The organism is Rhodococcus sp. Z6_132, from assembly GCF_058133635.1.
Genome location: NZ_JBYUNP010000003.1, coordinates 618,126 through 632,300, shown reverse-complemented (window position 1 = coordinate 632,300; position 14,175 = coordinate 618,126). Strand labels below are relative to the sequence as shown.

15 protein-coding genes are annotated in these 14,175 nt (G+C 73.4%); 4 read left to right on the top strand and 11 right to left on the bottom strand.

The features are described 5' to 3' along the window. Positions 1 to 48 precede the first annotated feature (48 nt). From AC3YO9_RS16165 to galT, 4 genes are all read right to left on the bottom strand, one after another. Positions 49 to 669 (bottom strand): TIGR03085 family metal-binding protein, encoded by a 621-nt coding sequence (locus AC3YO9_RS16165; RefSeq protein WP_489983889.1) that lies wholly within the window; start codon positions 667 to 669, stop codon positions 49 to 51. A 43-nt stretch (positions 670 to 712) separates the two neighbouring features. Further along, entirely contained in the window at positions 713 to 1,465 is a 753-nt protein-coding gene (thyX, locus tag AC3YO9_RS16160; RefSeq protein ID WP_489983888.1) for an FAD-dependent thymidylate synthase, read from the bottom strand. 63 nt (positions 1,466 to 1,528) lie between these two features. Next, on the bottom strand, positions 1,529 to 2,692 hold the full coding sequence (gene galK, locus AC3YO9_RS16155) for a galactokinase (protein WP_489983887.1): 1,164 nt from the start codon (positions 2,690 to 2,692) through the stop codon (positions 1,529 to 1,531). Then, the gene (gene galT / locus AC3YO9_RS16150) at positions 2,689 to 3,852 is read right to left on the bottom strand and encodes a galactose-1-phosphate uridylyltransferase (protein ID WP_489983886.1); all 1,164 of its coding nucleotides are present in this window, start codon (positions 3,850 to 3,852) and stop codon (positions 2,689 to 2,691) included. Before galT ends, galK begins: the two co-directional genes overlap by 4 nt. Before the next feature lie 173 nt (positions 3,853 to 4,025). On the opposite strand from galT, the gene AC3YO9_RS16145 reads away from it, so the two are divergent. The 3 genes from AC3YO9_RS16145 to AC3YO9_RS16135 are packed head-to-tail and all read left to right on the top strand — an operon-like array spanning position 4,026 to position 5,804. Continuing rightward, positions 4,026 to 4,466, top strand: coding sequence for an SRPBCC family protein (locus AC3YO9_RS16145; protein ID WP_489983885.1), 441 nt, complete (start codon positions 4,026 to 4,028; stop codon positions 4,464 to 4,466). Positions 4,467 to 4,512: 46 nt separating this feature from the next. Next, a complete protein-coding gene (locus AC3YO9_RS16140) occupies positions 4,513 to 5,022 on the top strand; it encodes a toxin-antitoxin system HicB family antitoxin (RefSeq protein WP_489983884.1) in 510 nt (169 codons plus the stop codon). Beyond that, positions 5,019 to 5,804 (top strand): DUF4097 family beta strand repeat-containing protein, encoded by a 786-nt coding sequence (locus AC3YO9_RS16135; protein WP_489983883.1) that lies wholly within the window; start codon positions 5,019 to 5,021, stop codon positions 5,802 to 5,804. The genes AC3YO9_RS16140 and AC3YO9_RS16135 overlap by 4 nt, the downstream gene beginning before the upstream one ends. A gap of 26 nt (positions 5,805 to 5,830) precedes the next feature. On the opposite strand, the gene AC3YO9_RS16130 is transcribed toward AC3YO9_RS16135, so the two are convergent. Next, positions 5,831 to 7,066 carry a winged helix-turn-helix domain-containing protein gene (locus tag AC3YO9_RS16130; RefSeq protein WP_489984087.1) on the bottom strand — a complete coding sequence of 412 codons (1,236 nt, stop codon included), beginning with the start codon at positions 7,064 to 7,066 and terminating at the stop codon, positions 5,831 to 5,833. A 53-nt stretch (positions 7,067 to 7,119) separates the two neighbouring features. Between AC3YO9_RS16130 and AC3YO9_RS16125 the strand changes: the two genes are divergently transcribed. Beyond that, positions 7,120 to 7,620 carry a GNAT family N-acetyltransferase gene (locus AC3YO9_RS16125; protein WP_489983882.1) on the top strand — a complete coding sequence of 167 codons (501 nt, stop codon included), beginning with the start codon at positions 7,120 to 7,122 and terminating at the stop codon, positions 7,618 to 7,620. Positions 7,621 to 7,631: 11 nt separating this feature from the next. Here the strand turns inward: AC3YO9_RS16125 and AC3YO9_RS16120 are convergent, their stop codons facing one another. The 6 genes from AC3YO9_RS16120 to AC3YO9_RS16095 form a co-directional block, all read right to left on the bottom strand. Beyond that, positions 7,632 to 8,495 carry an LLM class F420-dependent oxidoreductase gene (locus AC3YO9_RS16120; RefSeq protein ID WP_127782391.1) on the bottom strand — a complete coding sequence of 288 codons (864 nt, stop codon included), beginning with the start codon at positions 8,493 to 8,495 and terminating at the stop codon, positions 7,632 to 7,634. Between the two features lie 78 nt (positions 8,496 to 8,573). Further along, positions 8,574 to 8,984: a flavodoxin family protein gene (locus AC3YO9_RS16115; RefSeq protein WP_127784684.1), complete on the bottom strand. Its 411-nt coding sequence runs from the start codon at positions 8,982 to 8,984 to the stop codon at positions 8,574 to 8,576. A gap of 38 nt (positions 8,985 to 9,022) precedes the next feature. Next, positions 9,023 to 9,484 (bottom strand): hypothetical protein, encoded by a 462-nt coding sequence (locus tag AC3YO9_RS16110; protein WP_489983881.1) that lies wholly within the window; start codon positions 9,482 to 9,484, stop codon positions 9,023 to 9,025. 10 nt (positions 9,485 to 9,494) lie between these two features. Further along, positions 9,495 to 10,247, bottom strand: coding sequence for a 4-hydroxy-tetrahydrodipicolinate reductase (gene dapB / locus AC3YO9_RS16105; RefSeq protein WP_127782389.1), 753 nt, complete (start codon positions 10,245 to 10,247; stop codon positions 9,495 to 9,497). A gap of 14 nt (positions 10,248 to 10,261) precedes the next feature. Further along, positions 10,262 to 11,650 (bottom strand): M16 family metallopeptidase, encoded by a 1,389-nt coding sequence (locus AC3YO9_RS16100; protein WP_489984086.1) that lies wholly within the window; start codon positions 11,648 to 11,650, stop codon positions 10,262 to 10,264. Then, the gene (locus AC3YO9_RS16095) at positions 11,647 to 13,926 is read right to left on the bottom strand and encodes a polyribonucleotide nucleotidyltransferase (RefSeq protein ID WP_489983880.1); all 2,280 of its coding nucleotides are present in this window, start codon (positions 13,924 to 13,926) and stop codon (positions 11,647 to 11,649) included. Before AC3YO9_RS16095 ends, AC3YO9_RS16100 begins: the two co-directional genes overlap by 4 nt. Positions 13,927 to 14,175 lie beyond the last annotated feature (249 nt).

The window sequence follows — 14,175 nt, the reverse complement described above, 5'->3', positions numbered from 1 at the left end:
CACACGCACGTCCCGTTCAGCCACGGGTGTGGCGGCGGGCGCGACCGACTAGAAGGCTCGGTCCAGTCCCAGCACCGCCTGGACGTCGACGTCGGCCCCGGTGGTCTCCAGCTGCACCGCGTCCCGGCCGAAGGCGTGCAGCACCAGCTCGCTGGGCTCCCCGCACAGGGTGACCGTGCGCGGTCCGCCCTTGACGGTGATGGTGGCCCCGCCCGGGCGCTGCAGCACCACTCCCACCGGGCTCTTGCGGTAGCCGACCCGGCCGACCAGCGTGAGCCGTTTCCACAGCTCGTCCTCGGTGGCCGCCGCGAGCTGGCGCGGCTTCCAGTCACCCTCGGCCCGACGGACGTCCTCGTGGTGGACGAAGAACTCCAGGCCGTTGACCTGGGCGTCGAGCAGGCGGTACGGCGACAGCAGCGGAGGACCGGTGCGCACCTGCTCCACCAGGGTGGGCCAGTGCCGGTTGGCGATGCCGGCCTGCACGTGGTCGGTGTAGCCGGCCAGCAGCGGCACCAGGATGCCCGGTGCGGCGTCGGGGCGGCGCTCGCGCAGCACCAGGTGCGCGGCCAGGTCGCGGGTGCGCCACCCCCCGCACAGCGTCGGGGCGTCGGGGCCCACCTCCAGCAGCAGCGCCGACAGCGCGGCCCGTTCGTCCTGTGCAGTGCTCATGCCTGCCCTTCGCTGGGTGGGTGGTCGTCGGTTCGCGGCGCCGTCAGCCCTCGTTGACGAAGGGGCTGGTGGCGATCTCGCTGCCGTCGCTCATGGTGGCAATCTGGAAGTCCTGGAACACGCTAGCGGCTGCGCCCTGCAGCTGCCGAAGACACTCGACGGCCAGCCGGCGCATCTCCAGGTCGGCGTGCTCGGTGGCGCGCATGCCGATGAAGTGCCGCCAGGTGCGGTAGTTGCCGGTGACCACCATGCGGGTCTCGGTGGCGCTGGGCAGCACGGCGCGGGCGGCCTGGCGGGCCTGCTTGCGGCGCAGGCTGGCGCTGGGCACGTCCACCAGCTTCTCCTCCAGCGCGGCGAGCAGGTCGGCGTAGGCCGTGCGGCTCTGCTCGGCGGCGTCCAGCAGCAGCTTCTCCAGCTCGGGGTCACCGGCCACCGACGGGGGCGCGACCACCCGGTTGTCGTCCTCGGGGACGTAGCGCTGGGACAGCTGGGAGAAGGAGAAGTGCCGGTGGCGCACCAGCTCGTGGGTGAGGGAGCGCGAGACCCCGGTGAGGTAGAAGCTGGCGGTGCCGTGCTCGAGCACCGCGAGGTGGCCCACCTCCAGGATGTGCGCCAGGTAGTCGGCGTTGGTGGCGGTGGCCTGGTTGGGCTTGGACCAGCTCTCGTAGCAGGCGCGGCCGGCGAACTCCGCCAGCGCGGCACCCCCGTCGGCGTCGGTGGACCAGGGGACGTCGGCGGGCGGGAGGAACTCGGTCCTGGCGACCAGCTGCACCTTCAGCGGCACGATCCGGGGCACAGCTGCTCCTCCTCCGATCACGGGCACGGCGCCGACGGCCGCGTGCACAGACGATAGTCGGGGCTACTCCACGCGCCGGGCCCCGGCGGAGGGCACCACCACGAACGCGGTGGGCGCGGGATGGCCGGCGGCCCGGCTGGCGTCAGCCACCGCGGCCCGCACGGCCGGCACGTGGTGGTCGTCCACCAGCGCGAGCGCGCTGCCACCGAAGCCACCGCCCACCATCCGTGCCCCGTGCGCCCCGGCCTGCACCGCCGCGTCCACGCAGACGTCCAGCGCCGGGGTGGACACCGCGAAGTCCTCGCGCAGGGAGCGGTGCCCGGCGGTGAGCAGCGGCCCCACCGCCCGCGGGTCGCCGCCGGAGCGCAGCACCTCCAGCACCGCCAGCACCCGGGCGTTCTCGGTGACCACGTGCCGAGCCCGGCGGCGCAGCGGCTCGGGCAGGGCCTGCACCGCAGCGGGGTCGCTCACCTCGCGCAGGCTGGGGACGCCCAGCGCGGCGGCGGCCTCGGCGCACTCCTGGCGGCGGCGCGCGTAGCTGTCGGGGCCCCCACCGGTGGCCAGCTGGTGCGGCGCACCGGTGTCCAGCACCAGCAGCGCCAACCCGGCGGCGGCGAGGTCCAGCGGCACCTGGGTGGTGCTGCGGTCACGGGTGTCCAGCAGCAGCGCGTGCCCGGCGGTGCACAGCAGTGACGCCGAGTGGTCCAGCACCCCGGTGGGGGCGCCGGCGAAGTCGTTCTCCGCCGCCCGGGCCACGTCCACCAGCTCCGCGCGGCGCAGTGGCAGGGCGAACAAGTCTCGCAGGGCCAGCGCCACCGAGCAGGTCAGCGCCGCCGACGAGGACAGGCCCGCCCCCGCCGGCACCTGCCCGTCCACCAGCACCTGCAGCCCGCTGAGGGGGTGGCCCTGCCGCCGCAGCTGGTGCACCACCCCCGCCGGGTAGGCCGCCCAGCCGTCGGGTGCGCCGGGCGCCAGCGCGTCCAGCGCCACCCGCACCGGCTGGTCCGGGTACTGCACCGACGCCAGCACCAGCTCCGGCTCGGCGGTGCGGGCCACCGCCGCGACGGTGCTGTGCGGCAGGGCCACCGGCAGGACGTAGCCGTCGTTGTAGTCGGTGTGCTCGCCGATGAGGTTGACCCGTCCCGGCGCGGCCCACACCCCTTCCGGCGGTCGGCCGAACCGGGCGGCGAACGCCGCCGCCGGGTCCACGCCAGCGGGCACGCTCACGGCAGCACCACCGCGCGCAGCTGCGCGGCCACGGTCTCCGGGTTGGTGTCGCTGACGAACACGCCCATGCCCGACTCCGAGCCGGCCAGGTACTTCAGCTTCTCCGCCGTGCGGCGGAAGGAGAACAGCTGCAGGTGCAGCCACCAGCGCTGCCGCCCGGCTCCTGGTCCTGCTCCTGGGCCTGGTCCCGCAGCGTCCCAGCCCCGGCCGGTGGGCGCCTGGTTCCACGCCGCGACGTAGGGCATGGGCGTGTCGAAGCGGTGCGCGAACCGACCCAGCGCGTCCAGGTACACCGGCACCAGGGCGTCGCGCTCGGCGTCGGTGAGGGCGGGCAGGTCGGGCACCTGGCGGTGCGGGAACAGCTGCACCTCGTGCGGCCAGCGGGCGGCGGCGGGCACGAACGCGGTCCAGTGCTCGTTGGCCGCGACCACCCGCGGCCCCGCTCGCTCCGCGGCGAGGACGTCGGCGAAGAGGTTGCGCCCGGTGGACTCCTCGTGGTGGCGGGCCTGCTCCAGCACGGTGCGCACCCGCGGCGGCACGAACGGGTAGGCGTAGACCTGTCCGTGCGGGTGGTGCAGCGTCACTCCGATCTCCTCGCCGTGGTTCTCGAAGCAGAACACCTGGGCGACGTCCGCGCGGGCCCCGAGCTCGGCGGTGCGCTGCGCCCAGGCGTCCACCACCAGCCGGACGCGCCGCGGGTCCAGCTCGGCGAACGTGAGCCGGTGCTCGCTGGTGAAGCAGACCACCTCGCAGCGGCCGACTCCCGGGCGCAGGTCGGCGTCGGGCGCAGCCCCCGGGGCCGGCACAGCGTCCGGGGCAGGCACGGCGGCCGAGGTACCCAGGGAGGCGAAGCGGTTCTCCAGGGCCACCACCTGGTAGCTGGGCTCGGGCACCTCGGTGGGGCGGCCGGGCGCGGACGGACACAGCGGACAGAGGTCGGCCGCGGGCAGGTAGGTGCGGTCCTGGCGGTGCGCGGCAATCACCACCCACTCCCCCGTCAGCGGGTCGCGCCGGCACTGCGAGTCGGTGACCACCGCGGGCAGGTCCCGGCGGTCGGTGGCGGTACGGGTGATGGGGACCGCCCGGCTGACCGTAGTGGCGGGGTCGTCGAAGTAGATGATCTCGCGGCCGTCGGCGAGCTGACGGCGGGTGACGATCATGGGCTCGGACGCTAGCACCGCCGAGACGGGCTGCGACGGTGGCTGCGAGACGGGGCTGGCCAAGGCGAAGGACGGATCGTGCCTGGTTGTTAGGCTCTGCGACCTGTGACCCGGATCTCCCCTGGTGCGGTCCGGAGCGCGTCCCACTCGAGCGAGGACAAAGGAGTCCGTCCATGGCCATCAGCGGTAGCGACGAGATCGACATCAAGGCGAGCCCGGCGGCGGTGATGGCCACCTTGGAGGACTTCGCCAGCTACCCCGAGTGGTCGTCGGCGCACAAGAAGGCCAGCGTGGAGACCACCGACGACGCGGGACGCCCCCAGCGCGTGCGGATGACCATGCAGATGGTGGGCATCACCGACGAGCAGGTCGTGGACTACAGCTTCGACGGCAACGAGAAGATGAGCTGGTCGCTGGTGGAGAGCAGCCAGCAGAAGTCGCAGGAGGGCACCTACACCCTCACCGACAACGGCGACGGCACCACGCACGTCACCTTCGAGCTGGCGCTGGACATCAAGATCAAGGTGCCCGGCTTCCTGCTGAACAAGGCGAAGAAGGGTGCCCTGGAGACGGCCACCAAGTCGCTGAAGAAGCGGGTGGAGTCCCAGGCCTGAGCCGTCGGTCGTGGCCGACGTCGCCGAGTGGTGCCACCATGGCGTCATGGACCTCAGCCACCACACCGCCGCGCTGGCCGACGACCTGACCGCCGCCGCCGCGCTCGGCGACGAGCAGACCCAGCGCACCGCCGCCGCCCTGGCCAGCGCGCTGGAACCTGCTGCCCGGCTCATGTTGCTCTCCGCCCTGTCGGAGCTGGCCGCCGAGGTGACCGCGGCGCTCGGCGACCGGGTGGTGGAGGTGCGCCTGGACGGGCGCGACGTCCGCGTGGTCACCAGCGGCGCTCCCGTCGCGTCGCCGGCCGGCCCGACCACCGGCGCGGCGACACCCGGCGCCCGCACGTTCGGCCGGGAGGACCTGGGCGGCGACGTGAGCCGGGTGACGCTGCGGCTGGTGGAGCAGCTCAAGGCCCGCGCCGAGCAGGCCGCCAGCAAGGACGGCATCTCGCTGAACACCTGGCTGTCGCAGGCCGTGCAGGGGGCGCTGTGCGACCCCGGGGTGCCGCCCGCGGTGTCCGACTCCGGCCAGACGCTGCGCGGCTGGGTGCGCGGATGAGCGAGCCCGCGCCCGTCGCCCGCACCGAGCACTTCCCGGCGGGCGAGGGCCCGGTGGAGCTGGACGTGCAGGTGGGCACCGGCTCGGTGCGCATCGAGCTGGTCCGCGAGCTGGGCGTGGTCGAGGTCTCCGTGGCGGTGGGCCAGGGTGCGTGGTGGCACCAGGGGCTCAGCGGCGTGCTGTCGCTGCTGGGCGCGGGCGGTCCCGACCGGCCCGAGCCCCAGCCCGGTGCCGCCGACGCCGAGGCGCTGGCCAGCACCGAGGTGGACTTCTCCCCGCAGCGCTCCCGCCTGACGGTGCGGGCACCACGCACGGTCGGGACGCGTGCGGTCGCGCTGGACGTGCACGTGCGCGCCCCCAGCCTGGCCCGGGTGCTGGTGCGCACCAGCTCGGCCCGGGTGGACGTCACCGGGGTGGCGCAGCGGGTGGACATCGGCACCGGCTCGGGCGAGGTGGACGTCCAGGACGTGCTCGACGGCGCGGACGTGCGCACCGGCTCCGGGCAGGTGCGCCTGGCGGTGCTGCCCCGCGGTGGGCGGGTGCGCACCGGCTCCGGCGACGTCACCGTGGCCAGCACCGCCGACGACCTGGAGGTGATCAGCGGGACGGGTGACCTCCGCGTCGGCATCGCCAGTGGCGTCACGGCCCAGGTCGACCTCAGCTCGGGCTCGGGCGCGGTGCGCAGCGACCTGGAGGTGCTGGCGGTGGAGCCACCGGAGACCCAGGCACACCTGCGGGCGCGCAGCGGGTCGGGCACCGTGCTGGTGCACTCCGCACGCTGACTCCCTCCCCCGCCGCTGGGTAGCGGCTACAGACGCCGCGGGGCGCGCTTGGTGGTACTTGCAGACGCCCCAAGAGCGGCGGAGAGATCGCCTCGCGGCTCCACGGCCACCCGCTGCAGCCCGAGCCAGTCCGCCATCTCCGCCAGCGCCTCCGCCAGGGCGGCCGCCACCTCGCCGGTGTGGTGCCCGGGCTCGGCGAACGCGCCCAGCACCCGCAGCGTGCCGGCGTCGCGCTCGGCCTTGAGGTCCACCCGGGCCACCAGGTGCTCGCCCAGCAGGAACGGGTACACGTAGTAGCCGTGCACCCGCTTGGCCGCCGGGGTGTAGATCTCCAGGCGGTAGCGGAAGCCGAACAGCCGCTCCGTGCGCGGCCGGTGGAACACCAGCGAGTCGAACGGGCTCAGCAGCGTGGCCCGCTGCACCGCCCGCGGGGTGCGGGCCTCGCGGTGGCGGTAGGCCGGCGCCGTCCAGCCCTGCACCGCCACCGGTTCCAGCACGCCGTCGGCCACCAGCTCGGCCACCGCGGTGCTCGACTGGCGCGGGCTCAGCCGGAAGTAGTCGCGCAGGTCAGGCTCGGTGGCCACGCCCAGCGCCCGCGCGGAGCGCTCCACCAGCGCCCGCACCGCGTCGGGCTCGCCGATCTCGGTGGCCAGCAGCTCCGGCGGCAGCACGTCCCGGGTCAGCGCGTAGTGGCGCTGGAAGCCGACCCGCGTGGTGGTGCTCAGCTCGCCGATGGCGAACAGCCACTCGCAGATGATCTTGGTGTCGGTGCGGTCCCACCACGGCCCCCGCCCGCCGGCCACGGCCACGTCCAGCTGCGCCTCCACCTGCCCGGCGGTGGCCCCGCCCAGCTCGGCAACGGCGGCGAGCACCCGGTCGGGCAGCCCCGGGCTGCGCTGCAGCACCCGGTCCACCCGTGGTGAGCCGGCCTTCTCCCGCGCCCGCATCCGCCAGCGCAGCAGCGGCCAGTCCTGCACCGACAGCAGCGCCGCCTCGTGCGCCCAGTACTCGGTGAGCAGGCGGGGCTTGCGCCGGGTGTCGCTCCACGCCGCGGTGTCCAGCAGTCCCCGGTCGTAGGCGCCCAGCCGGGAGAACATCGGCATGTAGTGCGCCCGCACGGCCACCGACACCGAGTCCAGCTGCAGCAGCTGCACCCGGTCGACCACCCGGGTCAGGTGTCGACGGGTGGGCGCGCCGGTGGGCAGCGGGTCGGTGAATCCCTGCGCGGCGAGCGCTGTGCGCCGCGCCGCCGAGGCCGTCATCTCCTGCACGCGCACCACCCTGCCACGCCGCACCGACGACCTACCCTGGCCAGATGGCCCTCGCCGCTGTTCGCCCCGCCCAACCCGCCGACTGCGCCGCCATGGCGACCGTCCAGCTGGCCGTGTGGCGCGGCCCCTACGCGGCGTTCCTGCCCCCGGCCGTCATCGCCGAGCTGGACCCCGACACCGCCGCGCTGGCCTGGCACCGCGCCGTCACCGGCAGCGGTGACGCGCAGGTGCTGGTGGCCACCGAGGGTGAGGAGGTGGTCGGGTTCACCGCCGGAGCCGGCGACGAGGTGAGCACCCTGCTGGTCGAGCCGCGCTGGACCAGGCGTGGCCACGGGGGTCGCCTGCTGGGCAGCCTGGCCGGCCGGCTGCGCACCACCGGTGCGCTGCAGGGGCAGGTGTGGGTGGTGGACGCCGACACCGCCGGCCGGGCGTTCTACCCGCGGCACAGCTGGCTGCCCGACGGCACCGTGCGCACCTCCCAGCACGGCCCCCACGCGCTTCGCGAGCTGCGCCACGTCGGCTCGCTCACCGCCCGCTGGGAGTGACCCGCCGACCCTCAGGCCCGGGTGAGACCCAGCGCCTCGGCGAGGGCGGTGTAGCCGGGCACCGGGTCCTGGCCCTCGGCGGTGAGCAGCTGCAGCACCGCCTGGTCGGCCCCGGCGTCCAGGTGCGCGGTGAGTCCACGGGCCACGGTCTCGGCGTCGCCGTGGATGGCCAGGGCGTCGATCAGCCGGTCGCTGCCGCCATCGGCGATGTCGGCGTCGGTGTAGCCGAGCGTGCGCAGGTTGTTGGTGTAGTTCACCAGGCCCAGGTACGGGTTGGCCACCGGCGGGCGACCGATGGCGCGGGCGGCCTCCGGGTCGGTCTCCAGCACCACCTTCTGCTCCGGGGCCAGCAGCACGCCCTCGCCGAGGATCTCCCGGGCCCGGCGGGTGTGCTCGGGGGTGACCAGGTACGGGTGGGCACCGCGGGAGCGCGCGGCCGACAGCCGCAGCACCTTGGGGCCCAGCGCGGCCAGCACCCGCCGGTTGGTGGGCACGCCCTCGGCGTCGAGGACGTCCAGGTACTCCACCAGGGCGGTGTAGGGCTTGGCGTAGCGGTCGCCGATGGCCTCGGGGTGGCCGACGCCGATGCCGAGCAGGAAGCGGTCGGGGTGCTTGGCCTCCAGCCGGTGGTAGGACTTCGCCACCTCCTGCGCCCCGTCGGTCCAGATGTTCACGATCCCGGTGGCCACGGTGATCGTGGTGGTGGCGTCGAGCACGTCCTCGGCCACCTGCAGCTCCGCCGGCGGCGAGCCACCGATCCAGAGGGTGCCGTAGCCCAGCGACTCCACGGTTGCGGCCAGCTCCGGAGTCAGCTGCCGCTCCGGGCGCCACACCCCGATCCGGCCGAGGCTGCTGTTGGTCGCGTCGTCAATCACGTGTGCTCCACTCGCTCGGGGGTGTGGCCTTCCCTGGGTCGAACCCCGGTTCCGCCGCTGCTGTTCCCTCCGCCACAGTCAGGCCATCAGCGACGCGGCCAGCGTCCCGCCCAGCTCGTAGCCGGCCTCGCGGGCGGCGGCGTCGGGCGCACCGGACAGCTCCAGCGGTGCGGCCACCTGCTCCAGCCCCATCCCACCGGTGAGCTTGAGCACCGAGCGCACCGCACCGGCGGTGTCGTCGCTGCCGTGCACCCACAGCCCGAACGGGCGGCCGGCGACGGTGCCCAGGCACGGGTAGTAGACGGTGTCGAAGAAGTGCTTGAGCGCACCGGACATGTAGCCGAAGTTGGCCGGGGTGCCGAAGAGGTACCCGTCAGCGCCCAGCACGTCGGGCACCGTGGCGGCGAGGGCGGCGACCTCGCGCACCTGCACCCCGGTGACCTCCGGGTCGCGGGTGCCCGCGAGCACCGCCTCCACCAGCTCGCGCATGCCCGGGGACGGGGTGTGGTGCACCACGAGCAGCGTGCTCACTGCTGGCCCTGGCGCTTCTCCTGCTCCGCCAGCTCCAGGGCCCGCTTCATGGTGGTGCGCGCACGGCCACGGTCACCGGCGGCGTCGTAGGCCACCGCCAGCCGGTAGCTGGTGCGCCAGTTCTCCGGGTCGGCCTCGTACTCCGTCCGTCGCTCGGCGAAGTAGGCGTCGGCGGCGTCGCGCTCGAACCGTCCGGACGGGCGCCGCGGGATGCTGGAGGTGTCGGGCAGCCCGCCCTCCTCGTGCAGCCGACGAGCCAGCTCCTGGTTGCGCATGCCGTTGCGCACCGTCGCCCACACCAGCCACACCCCCAGCGGCACCATCATCAGGGCGGCGATGCCCATGGCCACCGCGGCCACGCCGCCGGCGAGCACCAGCAGGATGCCGAAGTACCCGACCAGGCCGACGTAGAACAGCGTGGCGAAGATGATCAGCCACGCCAGGCGCTTCTCCTTCACAGCTGCCCCGTCACAGGTCGAGGAAGTGTTCCAGGCCCACGGTGAGGCCTGGGTGGGTGCTGATCTGACGCACGCCCAGCAGCACGCCGGGCATGAACGAGCTGCGGTCCAGCGAGTCGTGCCGGATGGTGAGGGTCTCCCCCTCGGTCCCCATCAGCACCTCCTGGTGGGCGATGAGCCCGCGCAGGCGCACCGAGTGCACCCGCACTCCCCCGACGTCGGCGCCCCGTGCCCCGTCCAGCTCGCTGGTGGTGGCGTCCGGCATGGGCGCCATGCCGGCCTCGGCCCGCGCCGCGGCGACCAGCTCGGCGGTGCGAGCGGCCGTGCCCGAGGGCGCGTCGGCCTTGTTCGGGTGGTGCAGCTCCACCACCTCGACGGAGTCGTAGAACCGGGCGGCCATGCTGGCGAAGCGCATGGACAGCACCGCGCCGATGGCGAAGTTGGGAGCCACCAGCACGCCCAGCTCGGGCTTGGGCTCCAGCCAGGTGCGCACCTGGTCGAGCTTGTCGGCGTCAAAGCCGGTGGTGCCCACCACGGCGTGGATGCCCTGATCGATGCAGAAGCGGATGTTGTCCATCACCACGTCGGGGTGGGTGAAGTCCACCACCACCTGCGCCCCGGCGTCGGAGACGTTGAACAGCCAGTCGCCGGCGTCCACCGCGGCGACCAGGTCGAGGTCCTCCGCGGCGTCCACGGCCTTGCAGACCTGTTCGCCGACGCGGCCCCGCGCGCCGAGCACTCCGACCCGAGTGGGTTCCTGCATCTGTCCTGCTCCGTTCATCGGCATGCGGCACGTACCTGGTGGGGAAGCTCGTCAGCGTGAGCGTACGGGCCGACCACAGCCACCCCGACAGGACGCCGCAGCACGTCCGCCGCCACGGCGGCGACGTCGGCGCAGGTGACTGCGTCGATGCGGGCCAGGGTCTCCTCGACGTCGAGGTGCTCGGCGTAGTTGACCTCGCTGCGGCCCAGCCGGCTCATCCGGGACGGGGTGTCCTCCAGGCCGAGCACCAGCGCACCGCGCAGCTGCCCCTTGCCGCGGGCCAGCTCGGCCTCGGTGATGCCGTCGGCGGCGACGGTGGCCAGCACCTCGTCGATCACGGCCACCACCTCGCCGAGGTTCTCCGGCTGGCAGCCCGCGTACACCGAGAACGCCCCGGTGTCGGCGTAGGTGTCCACGCTGGAGTAGATCGAGTACGCCAGGCCGCGCTGCTCGCGGACCTGCTGGAACAGCCGCGAGCTCATGCCGCCGCCCACGGCGGCGCTGAGCACCGACAGCGCCCAGCGGGCCTCGTCGTGGCGGCCCAGCCCCCGGCTGCCCAGCACCACGTGGGCCTGCTCGCTGTCCCGCTCGGTGACGCTGGTGCCGGGCCGGCCGGCCAGCTCGGCGACCCCGCCGCGGACGGCGACCGGGGCCGCCGCGGGGTGGCTGCCGAGGGTGGCGGTGACCTGCGCCAGCACGGCGTCGTGGTCCACGTTGCCGGCGGCGGCGAGCACCAGCCGCGGCGGAGTGTAGCGGCGGGTGTGGAAGGTGCGCAGCTGCTCCGGCGTCATCGCCTCCACCGACTCCACGCTGCCGATGATCGGCCGGCCGAGCGGGTGCGCGCCGAAGAGCACCTCGGCGAACGCCTCGTGCACCAGGTCCTCGGGGTCGTCGTCGCGCATGGCGATCTCCTCGAGCACCACGTTGCGCTCGGTCTCCACGTCAGCCTCCGCGCACACCCCGCGCAGCACCACGTCGCTGACCAGCTCGATCGCCATCGGCAGGTCGGCGTCCAGGACGTGCGCGTAGAAGCAGGTGTACTCCTTGGCGGTGAAGGCGTTGAGCTCACCACCGACGGCGTCCATGGCCTGGGCGATGTCCAGCGCGGAGCGGCTCGGGGTCCCCTTGAACAGCAGGTGCTCCAGGTAGTGCGCCGCCCCGGCCACGCTGGGGTCCTCGTCCCGCGAGCCCACCGCCACCCACAGCCCGACCGCGGCGGAGTGCACCCCGGGCACGTGCTCGGTGACCACCCGCAGGCCGCTGGGCAGCACGCTGCGCCGCGCGCCGCCGATCAGCTCGGTGGTGTGGGTGCTGGCGCTGACCCCGGACACGCCGCCGCGGCGGTCACGGGTGCTGGGTGCACCCGCGACCGCCGCGGTGGTTGCTCGGTCTGCTGCGCTCAGGACGCAGAACCCTGAGACGCAGAACCCTGAGGCGCAGAGCCCTCGGCTGCCGGAGCCTCGGCTGCGTCCTCGACGGGAACCAGGCTGATCTTGCCCCGGTTGTCGATGTCGGCGATCTCCACGCGGAGCTTGCTGCCGATGCTGACGACGTCCTCGACCTTGTCGATGCGCTTGCCGTTGCCCAGCTTGGAGATGTGCACCAGGCCGTCACGGCCGGGCAGCAGGGAGACGAAGGCGCCGAAGGCGGTGGTCTTGACGACCGTGCCCAGGAACCGCTCGCCCACCTTGGGCAGCTGGGGGTTGGCGATGGCGTTGATCATGTCGATCGCTGCCTGCGCGGACGGGCCGTCGGCCGCCCCCACGTACACGGTGCCGTCATCCTCGATGGAGATGTTGGCGCCGGTCTGCTCCGTGATGGAGTTGATCATCTTGCCCTTGGGGCCGATGACCTCGCCGATCTTGTCCGTGGGCACCTTGATGGCGGTGACCCGCGGGGCGAAGGGGCTCATCTCGTCGGGCTCGTCGATGGCCTCGGCCATCACCTCGAGGATGGTGATGCGCGCGTCGCGGGCCTGGGTCAGGGCCGCGGCGAGCACCTCCGAGGGGATGCCGTCGAGCTTGGTGTCCAGCTGTAGCGCCGTCACGAAGTCCTTGGTGCCGGCGACCTTGAAGTCCATGTCACCGAAGGCGTCCTCCGCACCGAGGATGTCGGTGATGGCGACGTACTCGGTCTTGCCGTCGACCTGGTCGGAGATCAGGCCCATGGCGATGCCGGCGACGGGCGCCTTCAGCGGCACACCGGCGTTGAGCAGCGACATGGTGGAGGCACACACCGAGCCCATGGAGGTGGAGCCGTTGGAGCTCAGCGCCTCGGAGACCTGCCGGATGGCGTAGGGGAACTCCTCCTGGCTGGGCAGCACGGGCATCAGGGCCCGCTCCGCCAGCGCGCCGTGGCCGATCTCGCGGCGCTTGGGCGAGCCCACGCGACCGGTCTCACCGGTGGAGTACGGCGGGAAGTTGTAGTGGTGCATGTAGCGCTTCTTGGTCTCCGGGCCCAGCGAGTCGATCTGCTGCGCCATCTTGACCATGTCCAGCGTGGTGACGCCCAGGATCTGGGTCTCGCCGCGCTCGAACAGCGCCGAGCCGTGGGCGCGCGGGATGAGCGCGACCTCGGCCGAGAGGGAACGGATGTCGGTGAGGCCGCGACCGTCGATGCGCACCTTGTCGCGCAGCACCCGCTGGCGGACCAGCTTCTTGGTCAGCGCGCGGAACGCCGCACCGATCTCCTTCTCGCGACCGGCGAACTCGTCGCCGATGGAGGTGAGCACGCGGTCCTTGACCTCGTCCAGGCGGTCCTCGCGCTCGGACTTGCCGGCGATGGTGAGGGCCTTGCCCAGGTCGATCGACGCCGAGCCCTCGACCGCGGCGAACACGTCGTCGCCGTAGGCCGGGAAGATCGGGAACTCACCAGTGGGCTTGGCGGCCTTGCTGGCCAGCTCCTGCTGGGCGGTGCACAGCGCGGCGATGAACGGCTTGGCCGCCTCGAGGCCGGCGGCCACGATCGACTCGGTGGGCGCCTGCGCGCCGTCCGCGATCTTGGCGACCACGGTGTCGGTGGCCTCGGCCTCCACCATCATGATGGCGACGTCGGCGTCAGCGCCGGAGCCGGACACGATGCGGCCGGCGACCACCATGTTGAAGGTGGCGCGCTCGAGCTGCTCGACGGTCGGGAAGCCGATCCACTGGCCGTCGACCATGGCGACGCGCACGCCACCGACGGGGCCGGAGAAGGGCAGCCCGGCGATCTGGGTGGACGCGGACGCGGCGTTGATGGCCACCACGTCGTACAGGTCGTTGGGGTTCAGGCTCATCACGGTGATGACGACCTGGATCTCGTTGCGCAGCCCGGCCTTGAAGGTGGGGCGCAGCGGCCGGTCGATGAGCCGGCAGGTGAGCACGGCGTCGGTGGAGGGACGGCCCTCGCGACGGAAGAAGGAGCCGGGGATGCGGCCCGCGGCGTACATCCGCTCCTCCACGTCCACGGTCAGCGGGAAGAAGTCCAGGTGGTCCTTGGGGTGCTTGGAGGCGCTGGTCGCGGAGAGCAGCATCGTCTCCTCGTCCAGGTACGCCACCACGGCGCCGTTGGCCTGCTGGGCCAGGTGGCCGGTCTCGAACCGGATGGTGCGCTGGCCGTAGGTGCCGTTGTCGATGACCGCGGTGGCCTCGTACACGCCCTCGTCCTCGAAGCTCTGGTCGTTCTGGTTGGTCTCGCTCATGTAGCTACCTCTCGTCTTTTCCTCGTCTGCCTCCGCGTCGCGCCCGGTCCGTGGGCGGACCTGTCGCGGGACGGCGGCCTTCGATCGAAGCGCTCGGGCTCGTCCAGGTGTGCCTGGCGTCCGAGTGCCACTACCGAGGACCGACTCACGCGTGCTCCGGCGCGGCGGAGTGGGAGTGTTCCCTGGTGGAGCTGGTGGTTCTGGTGGAGCAGGTGGTGCGGTCCGGTGGGGTCACGCCGCGAGGCCCGA

Excerpts from the sequence above, each read along its gene's own strand:
- AC3YO9_RS16115 (WP_127784684.1), bottom strand. The coding sequence starts at position 8,984 with ATGCGCGAGCTGGTGGAGGCGGTGCTCGCGGGCACCCGCGACCCGGAG.
- dapB (WP_127782389.1), bottom strand. The coding sequence starts at position 10,247 with ATGCAGGAACCCACTCGGGTCGGAGTGCTCGGCGCGCGGGGCCGCGTC.
- AC3YO9_RS16095 (WP_489983880.1), bottom strand. The coding sequence starts at position 13,926 with ATGAGCGAGACCAACCAGAACGACCAGAGCTTCGAGGACGAGGGCGTG.
- galT (WP_489983886.1), bottom strand. The coding sequence starts at position 3,852 with ATGATCGTCACCCGCCGTCAGCTCGCCGACGGCCGCGAGATCATCTAC.
- AC3YO9_RS16145 (WP_489983885.1), top strand. The coding sequence starts at position 4,026 with ATGGCCATCAGCGGTAGCGACGAGATCGACATCAAGGCGAGCCCGGCG.
- AC3YO9_RS16140 (WP_489983884.1), top strand. The coding sequence starts at position 4,513 with ATGGACCTCAGCCACCACACCGCCGCGCTGGCCGACGACCTGACCGCC.
- AC3YO9_RS16125 (WP_489983882.1), top strand. The coding sequence starts at position 7,120 with ATGGCCCTCGCCGCTGTTCGCCCCGCCCAACCCGCCGACTGCGCCGCC.
- AC3YO9_RS16135 (WP_489983883.1), top strand. The coding sequence starts at position 5,019 with ATGAGCGAGCCCGCGCCCGTCGCCCGCACCGAGCACTTCCCGGCGGGC.
- AC3YO9_RS16165 (WP_489983889.1), bottom strand. The coding sequence starts at position 669 with ATGAGCACTGCACAGGACGAACGGGCCGCGCTGTCGGCGCTGCTGCTG.
- AC3YO9_RS16130 (WP_489984087.1), bottom strand. The coding sequence starts at position 7,066 with ATGACGGCCTCGGCGGCGCGGCGCACAGCGCTCGCCGCGCAGGGATTC.